A 20,767-nucleotide genomic window follows, 5' to 3' on the forward strand; every position below is an offset into this window, starting at 1 on the left:
CAAAACGGAAAATGATGTCCACCGTGCCCCTTGCCTCGGCAGGGGGCACGGTCGTACTTTCGCCTTGCGAGCTCGCATCCGGCGAGGGCGGGACCAGCCGTGTCGGCGCCGGTGGAACCGGGAGGCCTCCATGTCCGAGAGCGCGACCTCGACGAGGGACCAGGCCGGCGTGGCCGCGCTCGTCCCGCGGCTGCGCCGGATCTGCGGCGAGGACGGCGTCCTCACCGACACCGCCCGGCGCCGCACCTACGAGAGCGACGGCCTCACCCGCCACCGCGCCGTCCCCGGCGTCGTCGTGCTGCCCACCACCGCCGACCAGGTCGCCGCCGTCGTGCGCCTGTGCGCCGAGAACGGCGTGCCCTTCGTCCCGCGCGGGGCGGGCACCGGCCTGTCGGCGGGAGCACTCCCCCACGCCGAGGGCGTCCTGCTCGTCACCTCGCGTATGCGCCGCGTCCTGGAGATCGACGTCGAGAACGAGTGCGCCGTCGTCGAACCCGGCGTGGCCAACCTCGACGTCACCCGCGCCGCCGCGCCGTACGGCTACCACTACGCCCCCGACCCCTCCAGCCAGCAGGTGTGCTCCGTGGGCGGCAACGTCGCCGAGAACTCCGGCGGCGCCCACTGCCTCAAGTACGGGTTCACCGTCAACCACGTGCGCGGCCTGGACATCGTCACCCCCTCCGGCGAACTGGTGAGCCTGGGCGGCAAGAGCCCCGGCGCGCACGGCTACGACCTCATCGGGGCCTTCATCGGCTCCGAGGGCACCCTGGGCGTGGCCACCCGCGTCACCGTCGGCCTCACCCGGTCGCCGGAGCGGACCGTCACCCTGCTCTCCGCGTTCGCCTCGATGGACGCGGGCGGGCGGGCGGTCAGCTCGATCATCTCCGCCGGGGTGCTGCCCTCGGCCATCGAGATGATGGACGCACTGGCCATCGAGGCCGCCGAGAGGGCCGTGGCCTGCGACTACCCCGAAGGCGCCGCCGCCGTGCTGGTCGTGGAACTGGACGGGCCCGCCGCCGAGGTCGACGCCCAACTCGCCGAGGTCACCCGGCTGTGCTCGGAGGCGGGCGCCTTCGAGACCCGCACCGCCACCGGAGCCGACGAGCGCGCCCGGATCTGGAAGGGCCGCAAGTCGGCCTTCGCCGCCGTCGGCCGGATCAGCCCCGCCTACATCGTCCAGGACGGCGTCGTCCCGCGCACCGCCCTGTCCGAGGTGCTGCGCCGCATCACCGAACTGTCGGCCGCCAGCGGCATCCGCGTCGCCAACGTCTTCCACGCCGGGGACGGCAACCTGCATCCGCTCGTGCTGTTCGACGACGCCGAGCCCGGCGCGGAGGAACGGGCCGAGGAGGTCTCCGGGGCCATCCTGGACCTGTGCATCGAACACGGCGGGTCCATCACCGGCGAGCACGGTGTGGGCGTGGACAAGGCGTGCAAGATGCCGCGCATGTACGGACCCGACGACCTGGCCACCTTCGACCTGTTCCGCCGGGCCCTGGACCCGGACGGGATCGCCAACCCGGACAAGCTGCTGCCCACCCCGCGCCTGTGCGGTGAGCAACCCGGCGTGCACCGGAAGGTGCACCCGCTGGTGGAGTCGGGAGTGGCCGAGCAGTTCTGAGCAGCGGGGGCACGCCGGGCAGGACACGAGAGTGGGGAGACACGTTGACACTCGCCGGGGAGTCGGGCACCGGGGGCCGAGCCCTGCGGGAGGGGACCCGCGCCGACGCGGTGGGCGGTCTGGTCCCCGCGCACGTGGCGCGCCCCGACGGCACCGAGGCGCTGGGACGGGTCATGGCGGCCGCCGCGCGGGAGCGGCTGTCCGTCGTCGCGCGCGGCAACGGCACGGCCCTGGACTGGGGCGGCGTCCCCCGCCGCCTGGACCTCCTCGTGGACACCACCGGCCTGTCCTGGATCGAGCACATCGCGGGCGACCTGGTGGTGGAGGTCGGCGCGGGCACCCCCGTGGCCGAGCTGTACGGGGTGCTGGCCGCCGCCGGACAGCGGCTGTCCATGGACCCGGTGCGCACGGGCGGCACCGTGGGCGGGATGGTCGCCACGGGTGTGAGCGGTCCGCGCCGCCTGCTCAGCGGGGCGCTGCGCGACCTGGTCATCGGCATGACGGTGGTACGCGCCGACGGGGTGGTGGCACGCAGCGGCGGCCGAGTGGTCAAGAACGTGGCCGGGTACGACCTGGCCAAGCTGCACACCGGCGGTCTGGGCACCCTGGGCGTGGTCGCCTCGGTGGCCCTGCGCCTGCACCCGCTCCCTCCGGCCCTGCGTGTGGTGGGCCGGGCGATGCCCTCCCGGGAGCACGCCGAGCGGACGCTGGCGGCGCTGCGGCGGAGCACGGTGGTGCCCTCGGCGGTGGAACTGGACCGGCCTCCGGAGGGGCCGGGACACCTGCGGGTGGTACTGGAGGGGACTCCGGGCGGCGTCGGGCCCCGGGTGGCCGAGACCGCCCGGCTCCTGGGCTCGGACCCGGAGGTGGCCGACGCCCTGCCCGGAGGCTGGGGCGTGCTGCCCACGGAGGGCACGCTCGCCCTGGTGTCGGTGCCTCCCGCCGAGAGCGTCCGGGCCGCCGCATGGGTGGGTGAGCTCTCCGGCGCGGTGAACGCGGCCGCGCACGTCACCGGTTCCCTCCCGGCGGGCGCGCTGTACGTGTCCTTCCCCCGGGGCACCGGAGCCGAGGCGGTGGGAACGGTGGTCGACGGCGTACGCTCCGTCCCCGACTGGTCGATGACCCTGCTGCGCGCCGAACCGCGCGTCCACGCCGCCGGGGTGGACCTGTGGGGCGAGGTCCCCGGACTGCCGCTGATGCGGGCGGTCAAGGACTCCTTCGACCCCGGCCGCCGACTGGCCCCCGGGCGTTTCGCGGGCGGCATCTGAAAGACCACGAGTACCCGGGAGGGCCCGTGACCGACCTACCGACCGGCGCCGCGGACGAGGCCGAGCGCGGGACCGCGGACGAGGCCGCGGACGAGCGCGAGCGACTGTTCGGCGACCTCCTCGACGACTGCGTCCACTGCGGGTTCTGCCTGCCCACCTGCCCAACGCACGTGCTGTGGGGGCAGGAAATGGACTCACCGCGCGGGCGCATCCACCTGATGGAGCAGACGCACACCGAGGACGTGCTCACCGAGACCGCCGTCGGACACTTCGACAACTGCCTGGGCTGCCTGGCGTGCGTGTCCGCGTGCCCGTCGGGGGTGGCCTACGACGCCCTCATCGAGCACACCCGGCACCGGGTGGAGGCCGAGTACGACCGCCCCCGGGGCGAGCGTGCGCTGCGGGGGGCGATCTTCGCGCTCTTCCCCTACCGGAGCAGACTGCGGCTGCTGCGCGGCCCCCTGCGCGCCTACCAGGCCAGCGGTGCGTCCTCGCTGGTACGGCGGTCGGGGCTGCTGGAGCGGATCTCCCCGTCCCTGGCCGCGATGGAGCGCGTCTCACCGCCGCTGTCCCCTCCCCCGCCCGCGCTGCCGGAACTGGTGCCCGCCGTCGGACGGGCGCGGGCCCGGGTGGGCATGCTGGTGGGCTGCGTGCAGGGGGCGTTCTTCCCCGAGGTCAACACCGCGACCGCGCGCGTACTGGCCCTGGAGGGCTGTGACGTGGTCGTTCCCCGAGATCAGGGCTGTTGCGGCGCCCTGTCCGGACACGCCGGGCGGCTTGAGGAGTCCGCCGGCTTCGCCCGGCGCCTGATCGAGGTGTTCGAACGCGAGCGCGTGGACCGGATCGTGGTCAACTCGGCGGGGTGCGGCTCCAGCATGAAGCACTTCGACCGCACCCTGGCAGAGGCGGGCTCCGACGAGGCATGGGTGCGCCGGGGCCGGGCCCTGGCCGAGCGGGTCGCGGACCTCACCGAGTTCCTGGTGGACCTGGGCCCGCGCGCCGAGCGCCGTCCCCTCCCCCTGCACGTGGCCTACCACGACGCGTGCCACCTCTCCCACGGACAGGGCGTCACCCGGCCGCCCCGCGCCCTGCTCGCGGACATCCCCGGACTGAGGGTGTCCGACCTGCCCGACAGGGACATCTGCTGCGGCTCGGCGGGGGTGTACAACCTCCTCAAGCCGGAGGCCGCCGGCGAACTGGGCGACCGCAAGGGCCGGGACGTGGCCTCCACCGGAGCGGACGCGCTGGTCTCGGGCAACCCCGGGTGCTCGCTGCAGATCGCCGCCGCCATGGAACGCGCGGGCTCTCCGATCGCCGTGACGCACACCGCCCGGGTGCTGGACGCCTCCCTGCGCGGCCTGACCGTGGAGCGGCTCCTCGGACGTAGCTGACGGGGGAGCAGTGCCCAGGGCTCAGACCAGCGACGTCTCACCCTCGGCCACGATGACGGCGGGGCCGCGCAACCGCGCGCCGTCCAGGTCCAGGAGCACGGTGCACTCGCCCCCGGGGACCCGCACACGCCAGGTCGCGGCCTCGCCCGGAGGGCTGGCGGCCATCGCGGCGGCGACGATCCCGGTGCCGCAGGAACGGGTCTCGCCGGAGCCGCGCTCGTACACGCGCATCTCCAGCACCCCCGGAGCGACCTCGTCGTACACCTCGACGTTGGCACCGGAGGGGAAGGCCTCGCCGTCCAGCACCGGCGGCTCGCTCAGGTCCACCTCCGCGACGGTTCCGGCCACCTCGCAGGCCAGGTGGGGGTTGCCCACGGAGATCTGCGTGCCGTGCACCACCTGCCGGGCCAGCTTGGCGGAGGAGGTCCCGTGCACCTCCACGAAGCCCATGTCCACGGTGATGTCGCCGTCGGCCTCGACGCGCACCTCCTTGGCGCCGTCACGGGTGCCCACCTCGAAGCGATCACCCTGGACGAGTCCCGCGTGCAGCAGGTAGCGGGCGAACACTCTCACCCCGTTGCCGCACATCTCGGCGACGCTCCCGTCGGCGTTGCGGTAGTCCATGAACCACTCGGGGCGCTCGGCCGTGCGCGCGGCCGGGGCGAGGGTCTCACCGAAGGCGCGCGTGCGCACCACACGCAGGACGCCGTCACCGCCGATCCCGGCCCGGCGGTCGCACAGCAGGCGGACGGTCTCCTCCGTGAGGTCGAGATCCCCTTCCGGATCGGGGAGTATCACGAAGTCGTTCTCTGTTCCGTGGCCCTTGGCGAATCGCATGCCGACCATCCTAGGTGCGGCCGCCAACCCCGCCCGCTTCCCGTCCCCGGCGCCTCCGCCGGCGCCGGACGGGTCGGGGCAGGCCCCGGGCTGAATACGCTGGAGGAATGATCAAGGTGATCGCGGTCGTCGGCCCGACCGCTGCGGGGAAGTCGGATCTGGCCGTCGAGATGGCCCTGCGGCTGGAGGAGCGCGTCGGGCGCCGGGGCGAGGTGATCAACGCCGACTCCATGCAGCTCTACCGCGGCATGGACATCGGTACCGCCAAGCTCACCGAGGCCGAGAGACGCGGGGTCCCCCACCATCTGCTCGACGTCTGGGACGTCAGCGAACCCGCGGACGTGGCCAGCTACCAGGCCATGGCCCGCGACCGCGTCGAGGAGTGCACCGACCGCGACGCCCTCCCCATCCTGGTCGGCGGTTCGGGTCTGTACGTGCGGTCGGTCCTGGACCACCTGGAGTTCCCCGGCACCGACCCCGGGGTCCGTGCCCGCCTGGAGGGCGAGCTGAACGACGTCGGCCCGGGTGTGCTCCACGCCCGCCTGGCCGAGTCCGACCCCGCGGCGGCCCGCGCCATCCTGCCCGGCAACGGGCGGCGGATCGTACGCGCCCTGGAGGTCATCGAGCTGACCGGCGAGCCGTTCACCGCGAACCTGCCGGACCACACCTCCTTCTACCCGTGCACGCAGATCGGCCTGACCGCTCCCCGCCCCGAACTGGACGAGCGCATCGGTACCCGCGTGGACCGCATGTGGGAGCAGGGCCTCCTGGAGGAGGTCCGCCAGTTGGACGCGCAGGGGCTGCGGGAGGGCCGGACCGCCTCGCGCGCGCTCGGGTACGCGCAGGCACTCGCCCAGCTGGACGGTGAGATGTCCGCGGAGGAGGCCAGGGAGGCCACCGCCCAGGCCACCCGCCGGTTCGCACGCCGCCAGGAGTCGTGGTTCCGCCGCGACCCGCGGGTGCGCTGGCTGCCCCATGACGCCCCCGACCTCGTGGAGAGGTCCCTGACACAGGTGGAGCGGGCGCTGTCGGTGGCCCCGGAGGAGCCCGGAGCAGCCCTGGTGGACGTGTCCACCTGGGTGCCCAGCTCCCAGCGCACCGCGGAGTAGCCGCCTCCCACGGACACGGACACGGACACGGGTCCGGGCGAGGCCGTCCGCCCCGAGACGACGGCGGCCCCCGGCGCGTGTGCGCCGGGGGCCGCCCGCGTTCACGCGGCGGTCAGGTCTCGCAGCAGCCGCCCGCCGCGGCGGGCTGTTCGGCCGGGACGCCGAGCGCGGGCATGCCCAGCAGCACCTCCGGCCTCCTCTCCGGCACCGGTCGGCCGTTGCGGGCCGCCCAGGCGTCACCCGCACGGGTGCGGCGCAGGCTCCGGACGCCGGAGTCGGCCACGAGGTGGTGCGGGGCGGCGTAGGTGACCTCCACGGTCACCGTGTCGCCGGGGCGCGGCTCCTCGCCGTCGCCGACCGCGAAGTGCACCAGGCGGTTGTCGGGTGCCCGGCCGGACAGGCGCCGGTGCTCGCCGTCCTTCTTGCCCCCGCCCTCGGAGACCAGCAGCTCGACCTCGCGGCCGACCAGCTTCTGGTTCTCCTCCCAGGAGATCCGGTCCTGGAGGTCGACCAGCCGCTGGTACCGGTCCTTGACCACCTCCGGCGGCACCTGGCCGTCCATGGTGGCGGCCGGGGTCCCGGGGCGCTTGGAGTACTGGAAGGTGAACGCCATGGCGAAGCGGGCCTCGCGGACCACGTGCAGCGTCTCCTGGAAGTCCTCCTCGGTCTCGCCGGGGAAGCCCACGATGATGTCGGTGGTGATCGCGGCGTGCGGCATGGCGGCGCGCACCTTCTCCACGATGCTCAGGAAGCGCTCCTGGCGGTAGGAGCGCCGCATGTCCTTGAGGACCTTGCTCGACCCCGACTGCAGCGGCATGTGCAGCTGCGGCATGACGTTGGGGGTCTCGGCCATGGCCTCGATGACGTCGTCGGTGAAGTCGCGCGGGTGCGGAGAGGTGAAGCGGACCCGCTCCAGTCCCTCGACCCCGCCGCAGGCGCGCAGCAGCTTGGAGAAGGCCTGCCGGTCGCCGAAGCCGCTGCCGTAGGCGTTGACGTTCTGGCCGAGCAGGGTGACCTCGCTGACGCCCTCGTCGACCAGCGCGCGCACCTCGGCGAGCACGTCGCCGGGACGGCGGTCCTGCTCCTTGCCCCGCAACGCGGGCACGATGCAGAAGGTGCAGGTGTTGTTGCAGCCGACGGAGATCGACACCCATGCCGCATAGGCGGACTCGCGGCGGCTGGGCAGTGTGGAGGGGAAGTGCTCCAGCGACTCGGCGATCTCCACCTGCGCCTCCCTCTGGACGCGGGCGCGTTCCAGCAGGGTGGGCAGGGAACCGATGTTGTGGGTGCCGAACACGACGTCGACCCAGGGCGCGCGGCGCGTGATCTCGCCGCGGTCCTTCTGCGCCAGGCAGCCCCCGACGGCGATCTGCATGCCCGGGTTGGCGTCCTTGACCGGGCGCAGGTGCCCGAGGTTGCCGTACAGGCGGTTGTCGGCGTTCTCCCGAACCGCACAGGTGTTGAAGACGACGATGTCTGCGGTGGTGTCCTCGGCTGCGCGCGCGTACCCAGCGTCCTCCAGCAGACCGGAGAGGCGCTCGGAGTCGTGGACGTTCATCTGGCAGCCGTAGGTCCGCACTTGGTAGGTACGACTCTGGCTCACGGACCCAGGCTATCGGGTACCGCGGACCGTGCGGGGCCCGTCGGCGCACCCGTGTCGGCCCGTCCGGTCCGACACGGGCCGACACGGGCGCGTCGCGGAACACGGGGAGGCCGCGCGCCCTGCGGAGGGGCCGTGTGAGACGCTGAAGTACGGAACCACGACACGGAGCGACAAACGCGCACCTAATCACCCAAACGGGTAACAGTTTCGCCGATCACGCCGTAACAAGTCTGCTACTCCGCAGACGAGCGGTGATTTTGTGATGACACGGCAATATGGACCCGTTAGGTTCCGAACATGACCTCAACTCCTCTCGTCGTGCTGGAGAACGTCAACAAGCACTTCGGCGACCTGCACGTGCTCCGCGACATCAATATGACGGTGAACTCCGGCGAGGTGGTAGTCGTCATCGGGCCGTCCGGCTCCGGCAAGTCGACCCTGTGCCGCACGATCAACCGCCTGGAGCCCATCGACTCCGGGACGATCACCCTGGACGGGCAGCCGCTGCCCGCCGAGGGGCGCGGCCTGGCCAGGCTCCGCAGCGACGTGGGCATGGTCTTCCAGTCGTTCAACCTGTTCGCGCACAAGACCGTGCTGCAGAACGTGACCCTGGGGCCCACCAAGGTCCTGCGCACGGGCAGGGCGGAGGCCGACAAGCGCGGCATGGAGCTGCTGGACCGCGTACAGATCGGCGAGCAGGCGGACAAGTACCCGGCGCAGCTCTCCGGCGGCCAGCAGCAGCGCGTGGCGATCGCCCGTGCCCTGGCGATGAACCCCAAGGTGCTGCTCTTCGACGAGCCCACCTCCGCTCTGGACCCGGAGATGGTCCAGGAGGTCCTCGACGTCATGACCGACCTGGCCAGCGAGGGCATGACGATGGTCGTGGTCACCCATGAGATGGGCTTCGCGCGCCGCGCCGCCAACCGGGTCGTCTTCATGGCCGACGGCCAGATCGTCGAGGAGAACACCCCGGACGAGTTCTTCACCAAGCCCCGGTCCGAACGGGCCCAGGACTTCCTCTCCAAGATCCTGACCCACTAGCTTTCCCCGCGTTCTTCGCACGAACCAAGGAAGAGGTACCCCAACATGCGAGTTGGTCGCATCAGTAGCATCCTGGGCGGCACCGCGGCCCTGGCCTTCGCCCTCAGCGCCTGCGGCACCGCCGACGTCGGCGGCGGTGGCGGTGGCGGCGACGACAGCGGTGGCGGTGACGGCGGCGGTGAGACCATCACCATCGGCGTCAAGTACGACCAGCCCGGCCTGGGCCTGCTCGAAGGCGACGCCCCCGTCGGCTTCGACGTGGACGTGGCCACCTACATCGCCGGTGAGCTGGGCTACTCCCCCGAGCAGATCGAGTGGGCCGAGGCCGCTTCCGCCAACCGCGAGTCCTTCCTCCAGCAGGGCACCGTCGACATGGTGATCGCCACCTACTCGATCACCGACGAGCGCCGCCAGGTCGTCGACTTCGCCGGCCCGTACTACGTGGCCCAGCAGGACATCCTGGTCAACGCCGGCAACGAGGACATCCAGGGCCCGGATGACCTCGAGGGCAAGGTGCTGTGCTCGGCCTCCGGATCCCGGTCGGCCCACAACATCGTCGACGACATGGAGATCGACGCCGAACTGCGCGAGGCCGGCAACTACTCCGAGTGCCTGTCGCTGCTCGGCAACGGCGCCGTCGACGCGGTGACCACCGACAACACCATCCTCGCGGGCTTCGCCGCGCAGAACCCCGACACCTACCGGATGGTCAACAACCCGTTCGGCGAGGAGAAGTACGGCGTCGGCCTGCCCGCCGGCTCCACCGAGCGGTGCGAGGAGGTCAACGCGGCCATCAGCAAGATGTGGGACGAGAGCTACGCCACCGAGGCCCTGGAGGACGCCTTCGGCGAGACCGACTTCGCCTACGAGGAGTCCACTCCCGAGATCGAGGAATGCCGGTAAGGCCCCTCCTCTGACCGCACGCCCCTCGGCGGGGCCGGATCCGTCCGGCCCCGCCGCTCGGCCCTTGACCAGCTGGGACCCATGGAAGCCTTTCTCAGCAATATCGACAGGGTTGTCGACGGTTTCTCATGGACCGTCCGGCTCACCCTCCTCAGTGCCCTCTTCTCCTTCGTCCTGGGCATCCTGCTCACCGCCATGCGGGTCTCTCCCGTCCCGCTGCTGCGCGGCCTGGCCACCGCCTACGTCGAGAGCATCCGGAACACGCCCCTGACCCTCGTCCTGCTGTTCTGCGGACTGGGGCTGAACAGCGCACTCGGCGTGCACCTGTCCGGCACCGTCGCGCTGGACGTCTTCTGGTGGGCGGTGATCGGCCTGTCCGCCTACACCGCCTGCTTCGTCTCCGAGTCGCTGCGCGCGGGCATCAACACGATCCCCCTCGGCCAGGTCGAGGCGGCCCGCTCGCTGGGCCTGACCTTCACCCAGAACCTGCGGCTGATCGTCATCCCGCAGGCGCTGCGCGCCGTCATCGGCCCGCTGGGCAGTGTGCTCATCGCGCTGACCAAGAACACGACCGTCGCCTCCGTCGCGGGGCTGGGCGTCCAGGAGGCGTCCCGGGAGATGAAGCTCATGTTCGACCAGGGCGTCGCGCCGGTCCTGCCGACCTTCCTCGGCTTCGCGATCGGCTTCCTGATCCTGACCCTGCCGACGGGCTACTTCTTCGGATGGCTCTCCAAGCGTGTGGCGGTGGTCCGATGAGCGCGCAGAAATCCGTCCTCTTCGACGCGCCCGGCCCCAGGGCCCGTGCGCGCAACGTCGTCTACACCGTCATCACGCTGGTGCTGTTCGTGATCGGCCTGGCGGTCCTGTACCTGGGGTTCAACGACTACTTCCGGGGCCAGAGGCCGTCCCTGTTCGACCCTGCCACCTGGGCGGTCAATCCCTCCGGTGAGTGGACGGCGGACAAGTGGGAGCCGTTCCTGCGACCGGGCACGTGGACCGACTACGTCCTCCCGGGCCTGCGGAACACCCTGACCGCCGCCCTGACCGCCTCGGTCCTGGCCATCGTCTTCGGCCTGGTGTTCGGCATCGGGCGCATGTCCGAGCGCTGGTGGATCCGCGTCGCGTCCGGAGCCGTCGTGGAGTTCTTCCGCGGTATCCCGCTGCTGATCCTGATCTTCTTCACGATGGCACTGCCGATCGTGGCCTACCAGCTGTTCGCCATCCCCCCCGGTACCTTCCAGGTGACCGCCCTGGCCGCCGTGGTCACGGGTCTGACCCTGTACAACGGCTCCGTGCTGGCGGAGGTCTTCCGCGCGGGCGTCCTCGCCGTGCCCAAGGGACAGTCCGAGGCCGCCCAGGCCATCGGGATGACCAGGAGCCAGAACATGTGGCTGATCCTGATCCCGCAGGCGATCACCGCGATGATGCCCGCGATCGTCGCGCAGCTCGTGGTCCTGCTCAAGGACTCCGCGCTGGGCTACATCGTCGCCTTCCCCGAGATGCTGCGCAGCTTCACCCTGCTGGCGACGCGCGAGGGCAACGTGATCCCCGCGGCGATCATCTGCGCCCTCATCTACATCGCCATCAACCTGTCCCTGAGCCGGGTCGCGATCTGGCTGGAGCGCCGCAACTCCAGCCGCGGCCGGACCTCGACCAAGCCCGTGGACACCGAGGGGGTGTCGGCGAGGGCCGACACGTCCACCGGCGCCGCGGGCACCGTCGCGGTGGAGCCCACCGTGCAGGAGCCTCTGCCGGACACGCTCCGCGAGGACGGCCCCGCCGAGCCCGGTGACGACGACGCCGGTGACGACGGTGACGACGGCCCCCGGGACGGGCGGGGCTGACCCCTCCCCCCGGACACACGGCCCCGTCCGCGCCCCCAGGCGCGGACGGGGCCGGCGCCGCCTCCGCGGCCTTCTCGGTACTGCACAGGCAAGCGCCTGAGGGCTAAGGTCGACATGTCATCTGATCGGACCCACGACCCTTCCTGAGCGGACATGTCTGAACTGTCGAGCCCCCACGGCTCCTGGCCATCGCCCATCAGCGCCGGTGACGTCGCCCGAGGAGTGCGGCGCATGGCGTTCCCGTCCGTCGTCGACGGGACGGTCTGGTGGGAGGAGAGCCGCCCGGAGGAGGGACGGACCACCCTCATGCGGCGTGACGCCGACGGGGCGGTGACCGAGCTGCTGCCCGCTCCCTGGAGCGCGTGCACCCGGGTGCACGAGTACGGGGGGCGCGCCTACCTGCCGGTCCCCCGCCGTGACGACAAGGCCATCACCCGTATGGGCGTGGTGTTCTCCTCCTCCGCGGACCAGCGCCTGTACCTGCTGGAACACGGATCCCGGGAACCGGTGCCGCTCACCCCCGACGACGGCGCGTCCTCCCGCTACGCCGACCCCGCGCTGGGCGCGGACGGGCGCGGCGTGCTGTGCGTACGCGAACGGCACGAGGACGGCTCGGTCCACCGCTCGGTGGTGTCGGTGCCGCTGTCCGGCCGGGGCGCGCAGGACCCGTCGGCGGTACGCGAGCTGGTCTCGGGCGCGGATTTCTACGCGTCGCCCACACCGTCGCCGGACGGCGCCCACCTGGCGTACGTGCGGTGGAACCACCCCAGGATGCCGTGGGACGGCAGCGAACTGCGGGTGGGCGCCCTGTACGGGTCCGGGCTCTCCGGTGAGTACACGCTCAAGGGCGGCGTGGACGAGTCGGTGGTCTCCCCCGCCTGGGTGGACGACGCGACGCTGTACGTGGCCTCCGACTGGCCGGGCTGGTGGAACCTGTACCAGGCCGGGATCACCGGGCAGGCGATCGCGCTGTACCCGGCCGAGGAGGAGTTCCACGCGTCGCCGGGTCGGCTGGGCAACCGGTCCTTCTGCGTGCTGGACTCGGGCAGGGTCGTGGCGCTGCACGGACACGCGGACATGACCCCGAGCGTGTACGACCCCGGCACCCTGGACCTGACGCCGGTGCGGACCGGGCTGACCACGTGGTCGATGCTGGACACCGACGGGCGCTCGGTGGTGGCGGTGGCCTCCTCGCCGACCGAACCGCAGTGCCTGGTGCGGCTGGACCCGGACTCGGGGAGCGTGGAGGTGCTGCGCCGCGCCGCCGAGAAGCTTCCGTACGCCGCCTACCTGCCGGTTCCCCGAGGGGAGACGCTGCCGGGGCGGTACGGGGCCCCGGTGCACGCGAACGTGTACCCGCCGACCAACCCCGACGTCGCGGTGGAGGGACCCGCCCCGTACGTGGTGTGGGCGCACGGCGGGCCGGTGTCGGCGAGCACGCTGGAGTTCGACCTGGCCAAGGCCTACTTCACCAGCCGGGGGATCGGTGTGGTGGACGTCAACTACGGCGGTTCCACCGGGTACGGACGCTCGTACCGCAAACGCCTGCACAAGGAATGGGGCGTGGCGGACGTGGAGGACTGCGTGGCCGCCGCGCGGGCACTGGTGGAGCAGGGCGCCGCCGATCCGGAGCGGCTGGCGATCCGCGGGCCGAGCGCGGGCGGGTACACGGCCCTGATGGCACTGACCGGGGACACGTTCGCGTGCGGGGTGTCCCTCTTCGGCGTGACGGACCTGCTGGGGTTCAGCGAGACCACGCACGACTTCGAGTCGCACTTCCTGGACTCGTTGGTGGGGACGCTGCCGGGGTTCGCGGAACGGTACCGGGAGAGGTCGCCGGTCCACCGGGCGGGGGACATCGACGCGCCGGTACTGCTGCTGCAGGGCCTGGAGGACAAGGTGGTGACGCCGGACCAGGCCACGGCGATGGCGACGGCGCTGGGCCGGCGCGGGATGCGGTACGCGCTGCTGGAGTTCGAGGACGAGGCGCACGGGTTCACCGCACAGGACGTGCGCGTCCGCGCGCTGGAGGCGGAGCTGGCCTTCTACGCGCGGGTGTTCGGCTTCGAGGCGGACGTGGCACCGCTGGAGCTGGTGGCCACGCCTCCCGAACCGCTCCCGGAGCCGGAGGCCTCCGCGGAGGCGTCCGAGCCGGCCGGGGGCACCGGGACCGGGGGCACCGGGACGGAAGGCACCGGGGCCGTCGAGGAGGCACCGCGTCCCGCCGGTGCCGCGACCCCCACCACCTCCGACTGAGCCCGGAACCAGCCCCGGCGGCGGGAGCTCAGAGGCCGGGGTCGTCCAGACCGGCGTCCACGCCCTCGTGTTCGAGCTCCTCGCGGATCAGCCGGTAGGACAGGCCCGACGGGTAGCCCTTGCGGGCGAGCGCGCCCAGCGCGCGGCGGATCCGGGTCTCCCGGTCCTTGCCCCGGCTGGTGGCCAGGCGGCGGCGGGCCAGGGCCCGGGCGGCCTCCTCCTCGTCCTCGTCGCTGAGCTCGCCGACGGCCTCCTGGACGGTGTCCTCCTCCACGCCGCGGGTGCGCAGCTCCTGGGCCAGCGCACGGCGGGACAGGCGCCTGCTGTGGTGGCGGGAGGACACCCAGGCCCGGGCGAAGGCCGCGTCGTCGATCAGCCCGGCCCCGCCGAACGTGCCAAGGACCGAGGTGATGACCTCCTCGGGGAACTCCCTGCGGTGCAGCGCCCGCTCCAGCTGGGCGCGGGTGCGCGGGGAGTGGGTGAGCATCCGCAGGACCAGGGCCCGGGCCTTGGCCTCGGGATCCTCCCCGGGCGAGCCGCGCCCGCCCGGGGAGGGGTCGTCCTCGGAGGACCCGGGTCGTTGGGGCCGGCCCTGGGACCGGCTCCCCTCACGCATCCGTCGTGGGCGCCTTGGTCGTCCTGGCCGCGGCGCGCTTGGCGGGGGCCTTGGCGGCGGCCACGGCCTCCTTGGCGGATTCGACGGATCCGGCGGCGTCCGCGGCCGGAGCGGAAGCGGTGTCGGCGGCCGGCCCGGAGGCGCTGTCGTCGCCCTTGGAGGGCACGCCCAGCTTCTCCTTGATCTTCTTCTCGATCTCGTTGGACACGTCGACGTTCTCGCGCAGGAACTTGCGCGAGTTCTCCTTGCCCTGGCCCAGCTGGGTGCCGTCGTAGGTGAACCAGGCACCCGACTTGCGCACGATGCCGTGCTCCACGCCCAGGTCGATGAGGCTGCCCTCACGGGAGACGCCCACACCGTAGAGGATGTCGAACTCGGCCTGCTTGAAGGGCGGGGCCACCTTGTTCTTGACGATCTTGACGCGGGTGCGGTTGCCGACCGCGTCGGTGCCGTCCTTGAGCGTCTCGATGCGGCGCACGTCCAGGCGCACCGACGAGTAGAACTTCAGCGCCTTGCCACCGGTCGTCGTCTCGGGCGAGCCGAACATGACGCCGACCTTCTCGCGCAGCTGGTTGATGAAGATCGCGGTGGTGCCGGTCTGGTGCAGCGCACCGGCGATCTTGCGCAGCGCCTGGGACATCAGGCGGGCCTGCAGGCCGACGTGGCTGTCGCCCATCTCGCCCTCGATCTCGGCGCGGGGGACCAGGGCCGCCACGGAGTCGATGACGATGACGGAGATCGCGCCCGAGCGGATCAGCATGTCGACGATCTCCAGCGCCTGCTCGCCGGTGTCCGGCTGCGAGAGGAGGAGCTCGTCGGTGTCGACGCCGATCTTCTTGGCGTACTCGGGGTCGAGTGCGTGCTCGGCGTCGACGAAGGCGGCGATACCGCCTCCCTTCTGCGCGCTGGCCACCGCGTGCAGGGCGACGGTCGTCTTACCGCTCGACTCGGGCCCGAAGATCTCGACGATGCGACCCCTGGGAAGGCCTCCGATGCCCAGGGCCACGTCGAGGGCGATCGCCCCGGTGGGGATCACCTCGATCGGCGGGCGGTCCTCGTCGCCCAGACGCATGACGGAGCCCTTGCCGAACTGCCGCTCGATCTGGGCGAGTGCTGTTTCGAGAGCCTTGTCTCGGTCTCCGGATGCCACGGGATACCCCTGTTGTTGGGTCGATGCCTTTTTCTTCATGATGAGCACGACGCTACGCGGCCGGTACGACAATCGCGACGTCCGACGTCCGCCTGTGGATATCCACACTACCCGAACTTGTGTTCGATGTGACGTACGAAACGCGTGTTCGTGTGGGGTCAGCGCATGGACGCGGGGATGTCGAAGGCCTCGCACACGGCGCGCCACACCTCCTTGGGCCCCACCCCGTCGGCGAGCGCCTGCTGGACCGTGCGGGACCCGAGACCCTCCAGGACGTAGTCCTTGGCCAGGCTCTGCGTGTAGGCCTCGCCGAACTGCTCGTGCATGTTGTTCCAGAAAACCGTGAGTCTCATCGGGCCCAGTATCGGTGATCCACGCGCCCGCCCCGCCCCTCCGGACTTTTGTCACGGCCCACGGGCACACTGGCGGCATGAGCCGTGCGCCACATCCCCTCGAACGCTTCGGACCGGCCACCCGGTCCTGGTTCGACCAGGCCTTTCCCGCAGGACCCACCCCCGCGCAGACCGGGGCCTGGGAGTCGGTCTCACGGGGGAGGAACACGCTGGTGGTGGCCCCGACCGGCTCGGGCAAGACCCTGTCGGCCTTCCTGTGGTCGCTGGACCGGCTGACCTCGGCGCCGGCCCCCGAGGACCGCGCCCGCCGCTGCCGGGTGCTGTACGTGTCCCCGCTCAAGGCCCTCGCGGCGGACGTGGAGCGCAACCTGCGCGTCCCCCTGGCCGGGATCGGGGCCGCCGCCGAGGCCGCGGGGCGCGAGCTGTCCCCGGTCACCGTGGGGATGCGCACCGGTGACACCCCCGCCGGCCGCCGGCGCGGGCTCGCCAGCCGGCCGCCGGACGTGCTCATCACCACACCAGAGTCGCTGTTCCTGGTCCTCACCTCGCGCGCCAGGGAGGGGCTGGCCGGCGTGGAGACGGTGATCGTCGACGAGGTGCACGCGCTGGCGGGCACCAAGCGCGGCGCGCACCTGGCGTTGAGCCTGGAGCGGCTGGACGCCCTGCTGGACCGCCCCGCGCAGCGGATCGGGCTGTCCGCGACCGTGCGCCCGGCCGAGGTGGTGGCGGAGTTCCTCGGCGGTGCCGACGTCGTCTCCCCGCCCGGCTCCCCCGGCATGGACCTGCGCGTGGTGGTGCCCGTCCCCGACATGGACGACCCCGATGCTCCGGGAACGCCCCCGGCACCTCCCGGCGGCGGCTCCCGGGGCGGCGGCTCCCTGTGGCCGTACGTGGAGTCGCGGGTCCTGGACCTGGTCGGGTCCCACCGCTCCACCATCGTGTTCACCAACGGCCGCCGCACCGCCGAGCGGCTGTGCGCCCGCCTCAACGACCTGCACGCCGAGCGACACGGCCTGGAACCGCCGCGGGAGGAGGTGCCCGCGCAGGTCATCGCCCAGTCCGGGCAGAGCCGCGGCGGCGCTCCCGTCGTCGCGCGAGCCCACCACGGCTCGGTGTCCAAGGCCGAGCGGGCCCTGATCGAGGACGACCTCAAGTCGGGGCGGCTGCGCTGCGTGGTGGCCACCTCCAGCCTGGAACTGGGCGTGGACATGGGCTCGGTCGACCTGGTGGTGCAGGTGGCCTCGCCCCCGTCGGTGGCCAGCGGCCTCCAGCGGGTGGGCCGGGCCGGGCACCAGGTCGGCGGGACCTCGCGCGGGGTGTTCCTCCCCCAGTTCCGGGGCGACCTGCTGTCGACGGCCGTGGTGGTGGGGCGGATGCGCGCGGGCGGCATCGAGCGCCTGGAGATGCCGCACGCCCCTCTGGACGTGCTGTCCCAGCAGATCGTGGCGATGGCCGCCATGGACGACTGGCCCGTGGCCGGGCTCGCCGAGCTGGTGCGGCGGGCCGCGCCCTTCTCCGACCTGACCGACCCGGTGCTGGAGTCGGTCCTGGACATGCTGTCGGGGCGCTATCCCTCGGACGAGTTCGCCGAACTGCGCCCGCGCCTGGTGTGGGACCGGGAGGCTGACGTGGTGCGGGGACGGCCGGGCGCGCAGCGGCTGGCGGTGATCAGCGGCGGCACCATCCCGGACCGGGGAACGTACGGGGTGCACCTGGCCGCGGAGGGTGCGGCCCCGGACCGGGGCCGGGCGCCCACCCGGGTCGGCGAACTGGACGAGGAGATGGTCTACGAGTCGCGGGTGGGCGACGTGTTCGTGCTGGGGTCCACCTCGTGGCGGATCGAGGGGATCACCGCAGACCGGGTGCTGGTCTCGCCCGCTCCGGGGCGGCCGGGGCGGATGCCGTTCTGGAAGGCCGACGCGCAGGGCCGACCGGCCGAGCTGGGACGCGCGGTGGGCGCGCTGACCAGGGAACTCGCCGAGGCGGAGCCGAAGGAGGCGCTGGCCCTGGCCGAGGGCGTGGGGCTGGACCGGTGGGCCGCGCACAACCTGGTGGCGTACGTGGCCGACCAGCGCGAGGCCACCGGCCGGGTACCCGACGACCGGACCGTGGTCATCGAGCGCTTCCGTGACCAGGTCGGCGACTGGCGTGTGGTGGTGCACTCTCCGCTGGGCGCCCGGGTGCACGCGCCCTGGGCGCTGGCGATCGCGAACCGGGTGCGGGCGCGGTTCGGGGCGGACGCGCAGGTCGTGCACGGCGACGACGGGATCGTGCTGCGCCTTCCGGACACCGAGCAGGGCGGGCTCGACCAGGCGGGCGGACCGGCCGGCCTGGCCGACCTGGTGGTGCTGGACCCCGAGGAGGCGGAGTCGGCGGTCACCGACGAGCTGCCCGGGTCGGCGCTGTTCGCCGCCCGCTTCCGGGAGTGCGCGGCGCGGGCCCTGCTGCTGCCCCGGCAGCGCCCGGACCGGCGCATGCCGCTGTGGCAGCAGCGGCTGCGGGCCTCCCACCTGCTGTCGGTGGCGAGCCGGTACGGGTCGTTCCCGATCGTGCTGGAGACGGTGCGCGAGTGTCTGCGGGACGTGTTCGACGTGCCCGCGCTGGTGGAGGTGCTCACGGACCTCCGGGCCCGCCGCACGCGTGTGGTCGAGGTGGGCACCGAACGTGCGTCGCCGTTCGCGCGGTCGCTTCTGATGGAGTACACGGCGGCGTTCCTGTACGAGGGGGACGCCCCTGCCGCCGAGTTGCGGGCGCAGGCGCTCACCCTGGACCCGTCTCTGCTGTCGGACCTGCTGGGACGGACGGACCTGCGCGAGCTGCTCGATCCGCGGGTGGTGGAGCACGTCGGCGCGCTGCTGCAGCGCACGGCCGAGGGGACGGGTGCCGGGGACGCGGAGGGCGCGGCGGACCTGCTGCGCGAGGTCGGTCCGCTGACCACGGCCGAGGCCGCCGAACGCGGTGCCCGGCCGGAGTGGCTGGAGGGGCTGGAGGCCTCGGGCCGGGTGGTGCGGACGACCGTGGCGGGCGCCGAGCGGTGGTGCGTGGTGGAGGACGTGGCGCGGCTGCGCGACGCCCTCGGCGCCGAGCCGCCCGCCGGTGTGCCCGCGGCCCTCCTGGAGCCGGTGGAGGAGCCGACGCGCGACCTGGTGTCGCGGTACGCGCGCACGCACGGGCCGTTCACCTCCGCTGAGGCCGCTGAGCGGCTGGGGCTCGGGCGCGACGTGGTGGAGGGCGTGCTGCGCGGGCTCTCCCGCCGGGGACGGGTCTCCGTCGGCGGCTTCCGGCCGGGCGGGACGGGTACCGAGTGGTGCGACGCCGAGGTGCTGCGCCGGTTGCGGCGCGGCTCGCTCGCACGGCTGCGCCGGGAGGTGGAGCCGGTCGGTCCGGAGGCACTGGCCCGGTTCTCGCCGCTGTGGCAGCACGCCGTGCCGGGCGTGCGCCGACGCGGGCCGGACGCGGTGTTCGAGGCGGTGGAGTCGCTGCGCGGGGCGAGGCTGGCGGCCTCGGCGCTGGAGTCGCTGGTGCTGCCCGCGCGGGTGGAGGACTACGCGACCCACCGGCTGGACGAGCTGACCCAGGCGGGTGAGGTGGTGTGGGCCGGGGCGGGGTCGCTGCCCGGCCGGGACGGGTGGGTGTGCCTGTCCCCGACCGACGAGGCGCCCCTCCTGCTGCCCGAGCCGGCTCCCCCCGAGGAGGGCACACTGCCCCACGCGGTGCTGGAGGTGCTGCGTGAGGGCGGAGCGCTGTTCTTCCGCGACATCGCCGACCGGGCGGCGAGGGCGGCGGGCGGCTCCGCGGTCACTGACGCGGACCTGGTCGCGGCGCTGTGGGAGCTGGTGTGGTCGGGTTGCGTCACCAACGACACCCCGGCGCCGCTGCGGGCCGCGCTGGGAGCGGGGGCCGCTCCGCGCCGCGCGCCGTCGCGGCGGCCGTCGCGCGCGGTGGGGCGCCGTCCGGCGATGCCCACCCGGTCGGGGCCGCCCACGGCCGCGGGACGGTGGTGGGCCCTGCCGGAGCGCGAGGGCGATCCCACGAGGCTCACCCTGGCCCGTCTGGAGGCGCGGCTGGAGCGCCGGGGCGTGCTGGTGCGCGGACACCAGGGCGGACGGATCTCGCCGGAGGAGTACCGGGTGCTGCGGACGCTGGAGGAGTCGGGCCGGGTACGCCGGGGCTACTTCGTGGAGGGGCTGGGCGGCGCCCAGTTCGCCCTACCCGGCGCGGTGGACCGGCTACGGGCGCTGTCCGGGGGCGGGGCGGACGCCCCCGTGGTGCTGGCGGCGACCGATCCGGCGAACCCGTTCGGTGCCGACCTTCCCTGGCCGCAGGAGGAGGGGGATCCGGAGAGGCGGGCCAGACCGGGCCGGGTGGCGGGTTCCCTGGTGGTGGTCGACGACGGCCGGTTGACCCTGTACGCGGGTCGGGGCGGCCGTTCGGTGCTGACCTTCGGTTCTCCGCCCGCGCTGCTGGAGCGGGCGGCCCGGGCCCTGGCCGGGACGGTGCGGGACGGGCGCGTGGCGTCGTTGACGGTGGAACGCGCGGACGGGGCGGAGGTGTTCGGCGGCCCCCTGGACACCGCGCTGGTGGCGGCCGGGTTCCACGTGACCCCCAAGGGGCTCCGTCTGCGCTCCTAGGTGCGCTGACCGAAAACGTCGCGGATGTGACGCGCGGGTTCCTCCGCCGATGATCTTGCTCCCAGCGGCACTGTCTGCGGTCGAGAGTGCCACTGGGAGCAGGATCACCCCAGGTGGGGACGGCGGCCCCGGAACGGGCGGGCG

15 protein-coding genes are annotated in these 20,767 nt (G+C 73.0%); 10 read left to right on the top strand and 5 right to left on the bottom strand.

Annotation, left to right across the window (positions count from 1 at the left end; all coding sequences use genetic code 11):
* Positions 1-130: 130 nt before the first annotated feature.
* Genes FYX01_RS15970 through FYX01_RS15980 form a run of 3 tightly spaced genes read left to right on the top strand, consistent with a single transcriptional unit; the run spans position 131 to position 4,280 of the window.
* Complete coding sequence (locus FYX01_RS15970) at positions 131-1,621, top strand: FAD-linked oxidase C-terminal domain-containing protein (protein ID WP_150242120.1); 1,491 nt, start codon at positions 131-133, stop codon at positions 1,619-1,621.
* Between the two features lie 44 nt (positions 1,622-1,665).
* The gene (locus FYX01_RS15975; RefSeq protein WP_150242122.1) at positions 1,666-2,889 is read left to right on the top strand and encodes an FAD-binding oxidoreductase; all 1,224 of its coding nucleotides are present in this window, start codon (positions 1,666-1,668) and stop codon (positions 2,887-2,889) included.
* A 26-nt stretch (positions 2,890-2,915) separates the two neighbouring features.
* Complete coding sequence (locus FYX01_RS15980; protein ID WP_150242124.1) at positions 2,916-4,280, top strand: (Fe-S)-binding protein; 1,365 nt, start codon at positions 2,916-2,918, stop codon at positions 4,278-4,280.
* A gap of 21 nt (positions 4,281-4,301) precedes the next feature.
* Here the strand turns inward: FYX01_RS15980 and dapF are convergent, their stop codons facing one another.
* Entirely contained in the window at positions 4,302-5,126 is an 825-nt protein-coding gene (dapF, locus tag FYX01_RS15985; protein WP_150242126.1) for a diaminopimelate epimerase, read from the bottom strand.
* A 98-nt stretch (positions 5,127-5,224) separates the two neighbouring features.
* Here dapF and miaA point away from each other — a divergent pair, with 98 nt between their 5' ends.
* Entirely contained in the window at positions 5,225-6,226 is a 1,002-nt protein-coding gene (gene miaA / locus FYX01_RS15990; protein WP_150242128.1) for a tRNA (adenosine(37)-N6)-dimethylallyltransferase MiaA, read from the top strand.
* Between the two features lie 112 nt (positions 6,227-6,338).
* On the opposite strand, the gene miaB is transcribed toward miaA, so the two are convergent.
* Entirely contained in the window at positions 6,339-7,805 is a 1,467-nt protein-coding gene (gene miaB, locus FYX01_RS15995) for a tRNA (N6-isopentenyl adenosine(37)-C2)-methylthiotransferase MiaB (protein ID WP_223830501.1), read from the bottom strand.
* Positions 7,806-8,126: 321 nt separating this feature from the next.
* Here miaB and FYX01_RS16000 point away from each other — a divergent pair, with 321 nt between their 5' ends.
* The 5 genes from FYX01_RS16000 to FYX01_RS16020 all read left to right on the top strand — a co-directional run bounded on the left by FYX01_RS16000 (position 8,127) and on the right by FYX01_RS16020 (position 13,873).
* Positions 8,127-8,870, top strand: coding sequence for an amino acid ABC transporter ATP-binding protein (locus FYX01_RS16000; RefSeq protein WP_190394350.1), 744 nt, complete (start codon positions 8,127-8,129; stop codon positions 8,868-8,870).
* A 45-nt stretch (positions 8,871-8,915) separates the two neighbouring features.
* Positions 8,916-9,773, top strand: coding sequence for a glutamate ABC transporter substrate-binding protein (locus FYX01_RS16005; RefSeq protein ID WP_150242132.1), 858 nt, complete (start codon positions 8,916-8,918; stop codon positions 9,771-9,773).
* Positions 9,774-9,854: 81 nt separating this feature from the next.
* Positions 9,855-10,529: an amino acid ABC transporter permease gene (locus FYX01_RS16010; protein WP_150242134.1), complete on the top strand. Its 675-nt coding sequence runs from the start codon at positions 9,855-9,857 to the stop codon at positions 10,527-10,529.
* Entirely contained in the window at positions 10,526-11,617 is a 1,092-nt protein-coding gene (locus FYX01_RS16015; protein WP_150242136.1) for an amino acid ABC transporter permease, read from the top strand. Before FYX01_RS16010 ends, FYX01_RS16015 begins: the two co-directional genes overlap by 4 nt.
* A gap of 153 nt (positions 11,618-11,770) precedes the next feature.
* The gene (locus FYX01_RS16020; RefSeq protein WP_150242139.1) at positions 11,771-13,873 is read left to right on the top strand and encodes a S9 family peptidase; all 2,103 of its coding nucleotides are present in this window, start codon (positions 11,771-11,773) and stop codon (positions 13,871-13,873) included.
* Between the two features lie 28 nt (positions 13,874-13,901).
* Here the strand turns inward: FYX01_RS16020 and recX are convergent, their stop codons facing one another.
* The 3 genes from recX to FYX01_RS16035 form a co-directional block, all read right to left on the bottom strand.
* Positions 13,902-14,489, bottom strand: coding sequence for a recombination regulator RecX (recX, locus tag FYX01_RS16025; RefSeq protein ID WP_150242141.1), 588 nt, complete (start codon positions 14,487-14,489; stop codon positions 13,902-13,904).
* Positions 14,482-15,639: a recombinase RecA gene (gene recA, locus FYX01_RS16030; protein WP_150242144.1), complete on the bottom strand. Its 1,158-nt coding sequence runs from the start codon at positions 15,637-15,639 to the stop codon at positions 14,482-14,484. Before recA ends, recX begins: the two co-directional genes overlap by 8 nt.
* A 158-nt stretch (positions 15,640-15,797) precedes the next feature.
* Positions 15,798-15,992, bottom strand: coding sequence for a DUF3046 domain-containing protein (locus tag FYX01_RS16035; RefSeq protein WP_150242146.1), 195 nt, complete (start codon positions 15,990-15,992; stop codon positions 15,798-15,800).
* Positions 15,993-16,069: 77 nt separating this feature from the next.
* On the opposite strand from FYX01_RS16035, the gene FYX01_RS16040 reads away from it, so the two are divergent.
* Positions 16,070-20,623: an ATP-dependent helicase gene (locus FYX01_RS16040; RefSeq protein ID WP_150242148.1), complete on the top strand. Its 4,554-nt coding sequence runs from the start codon at positions 16,070-16,072 to the stop codon at positions 20,621-20,623.
* Positions 20,624-20,767 lie beyond the last annotated feature (144 nt).

Origin of the sequence: Nocardiopsis quinghaiensis, assembly GCF_008638365.1 — a bacterium.
Taxonomy (GTDB): domain Bacteria; phylum Actinomycetota; class Actinomycetes; order Streptosporangiales; family Streptosporangiaceae; genus Nocardiopsis; species Nocardiopsis quinghaiensis.

Bases quoted from the DNA above. Each gene is read 5' to 3' on its own strand.
- FYX01_RS16020 (WP_150242139.1), top strand. From the start codon at position 11,771: ATGTCTGAACTGTCGAGCCCCCACGGCTCCTGGCCATCGCCCATCAGC.
- FYX01_RS15970 (WP_150242120.1), top strand. From the start codon at position 131: ATGTCCGAGAGCGCGACCTCGACGAGGGACCAGGCCGGCGTGGCCGCG.
- FYX01_RS16010 (WP_150242134.1), top strand. From the start codon at position 9,855: ATGGAAGCCTTTCTCAGCAATATCGACAGGGTTGTCGACGGTTTCTCA.
- dapF (WP_150242126.1), bottom strand. From the start codon at position 5,126: ATGGTCGGCATGCGATTCGCCAAGGGCCACGGAACAGAGAACGACTTC.
- FYX01_RS16000 (WP_190394350.1), top strand. From the start codon at position 8,127: ATGACCTCAACTCCTCTCGTCGTGCTGGAGAACGTCAACAAGCACTTC.
- recX (WP_150242141.1), bottom strand. From the start codon at position 14,489: ATGCGTGAGGGGAGCCGGTCCCAGGGCCGGCCCCAACGACCCGGGTCC.
- FYX01_RS16040 (WP_150242148.1), top strand. From the start codon at position 16,070: ATGAGCCGTGCGCCACATCCCCTCGAACGCTTCGGACCGGCCACCCGG.
- miaA (WP_150242128.1), top strand. From the start codon at position 5,225: ATGATCAAGGTGATCGCGGTCGTCGGCCCGACCGCTGCGGGGAAGTCG.
- FYX01_RS16035 (WP_150242146.1), bottom strand. From the start codon at position 15,992: ATGAGACTCACGGTTTTCTGGAACAACATGCACGAGCAGTTCGGCGAG.
- FYX01_RS16015 (WP_150242136.1), top strand. From the start codon at position 10,526: ATGAGCGCGCAGAAATCCGTCCTCTTCGACGCGCCCGGCCCCAGGGCC.
- FYX01_RS16005 (WP_150242132.1), top strand. From the start codon at position 8,916: ATGCGAGTTGGTCGCATCAGTAGCATCCTGGGCGGCACCGCGGCCCTG.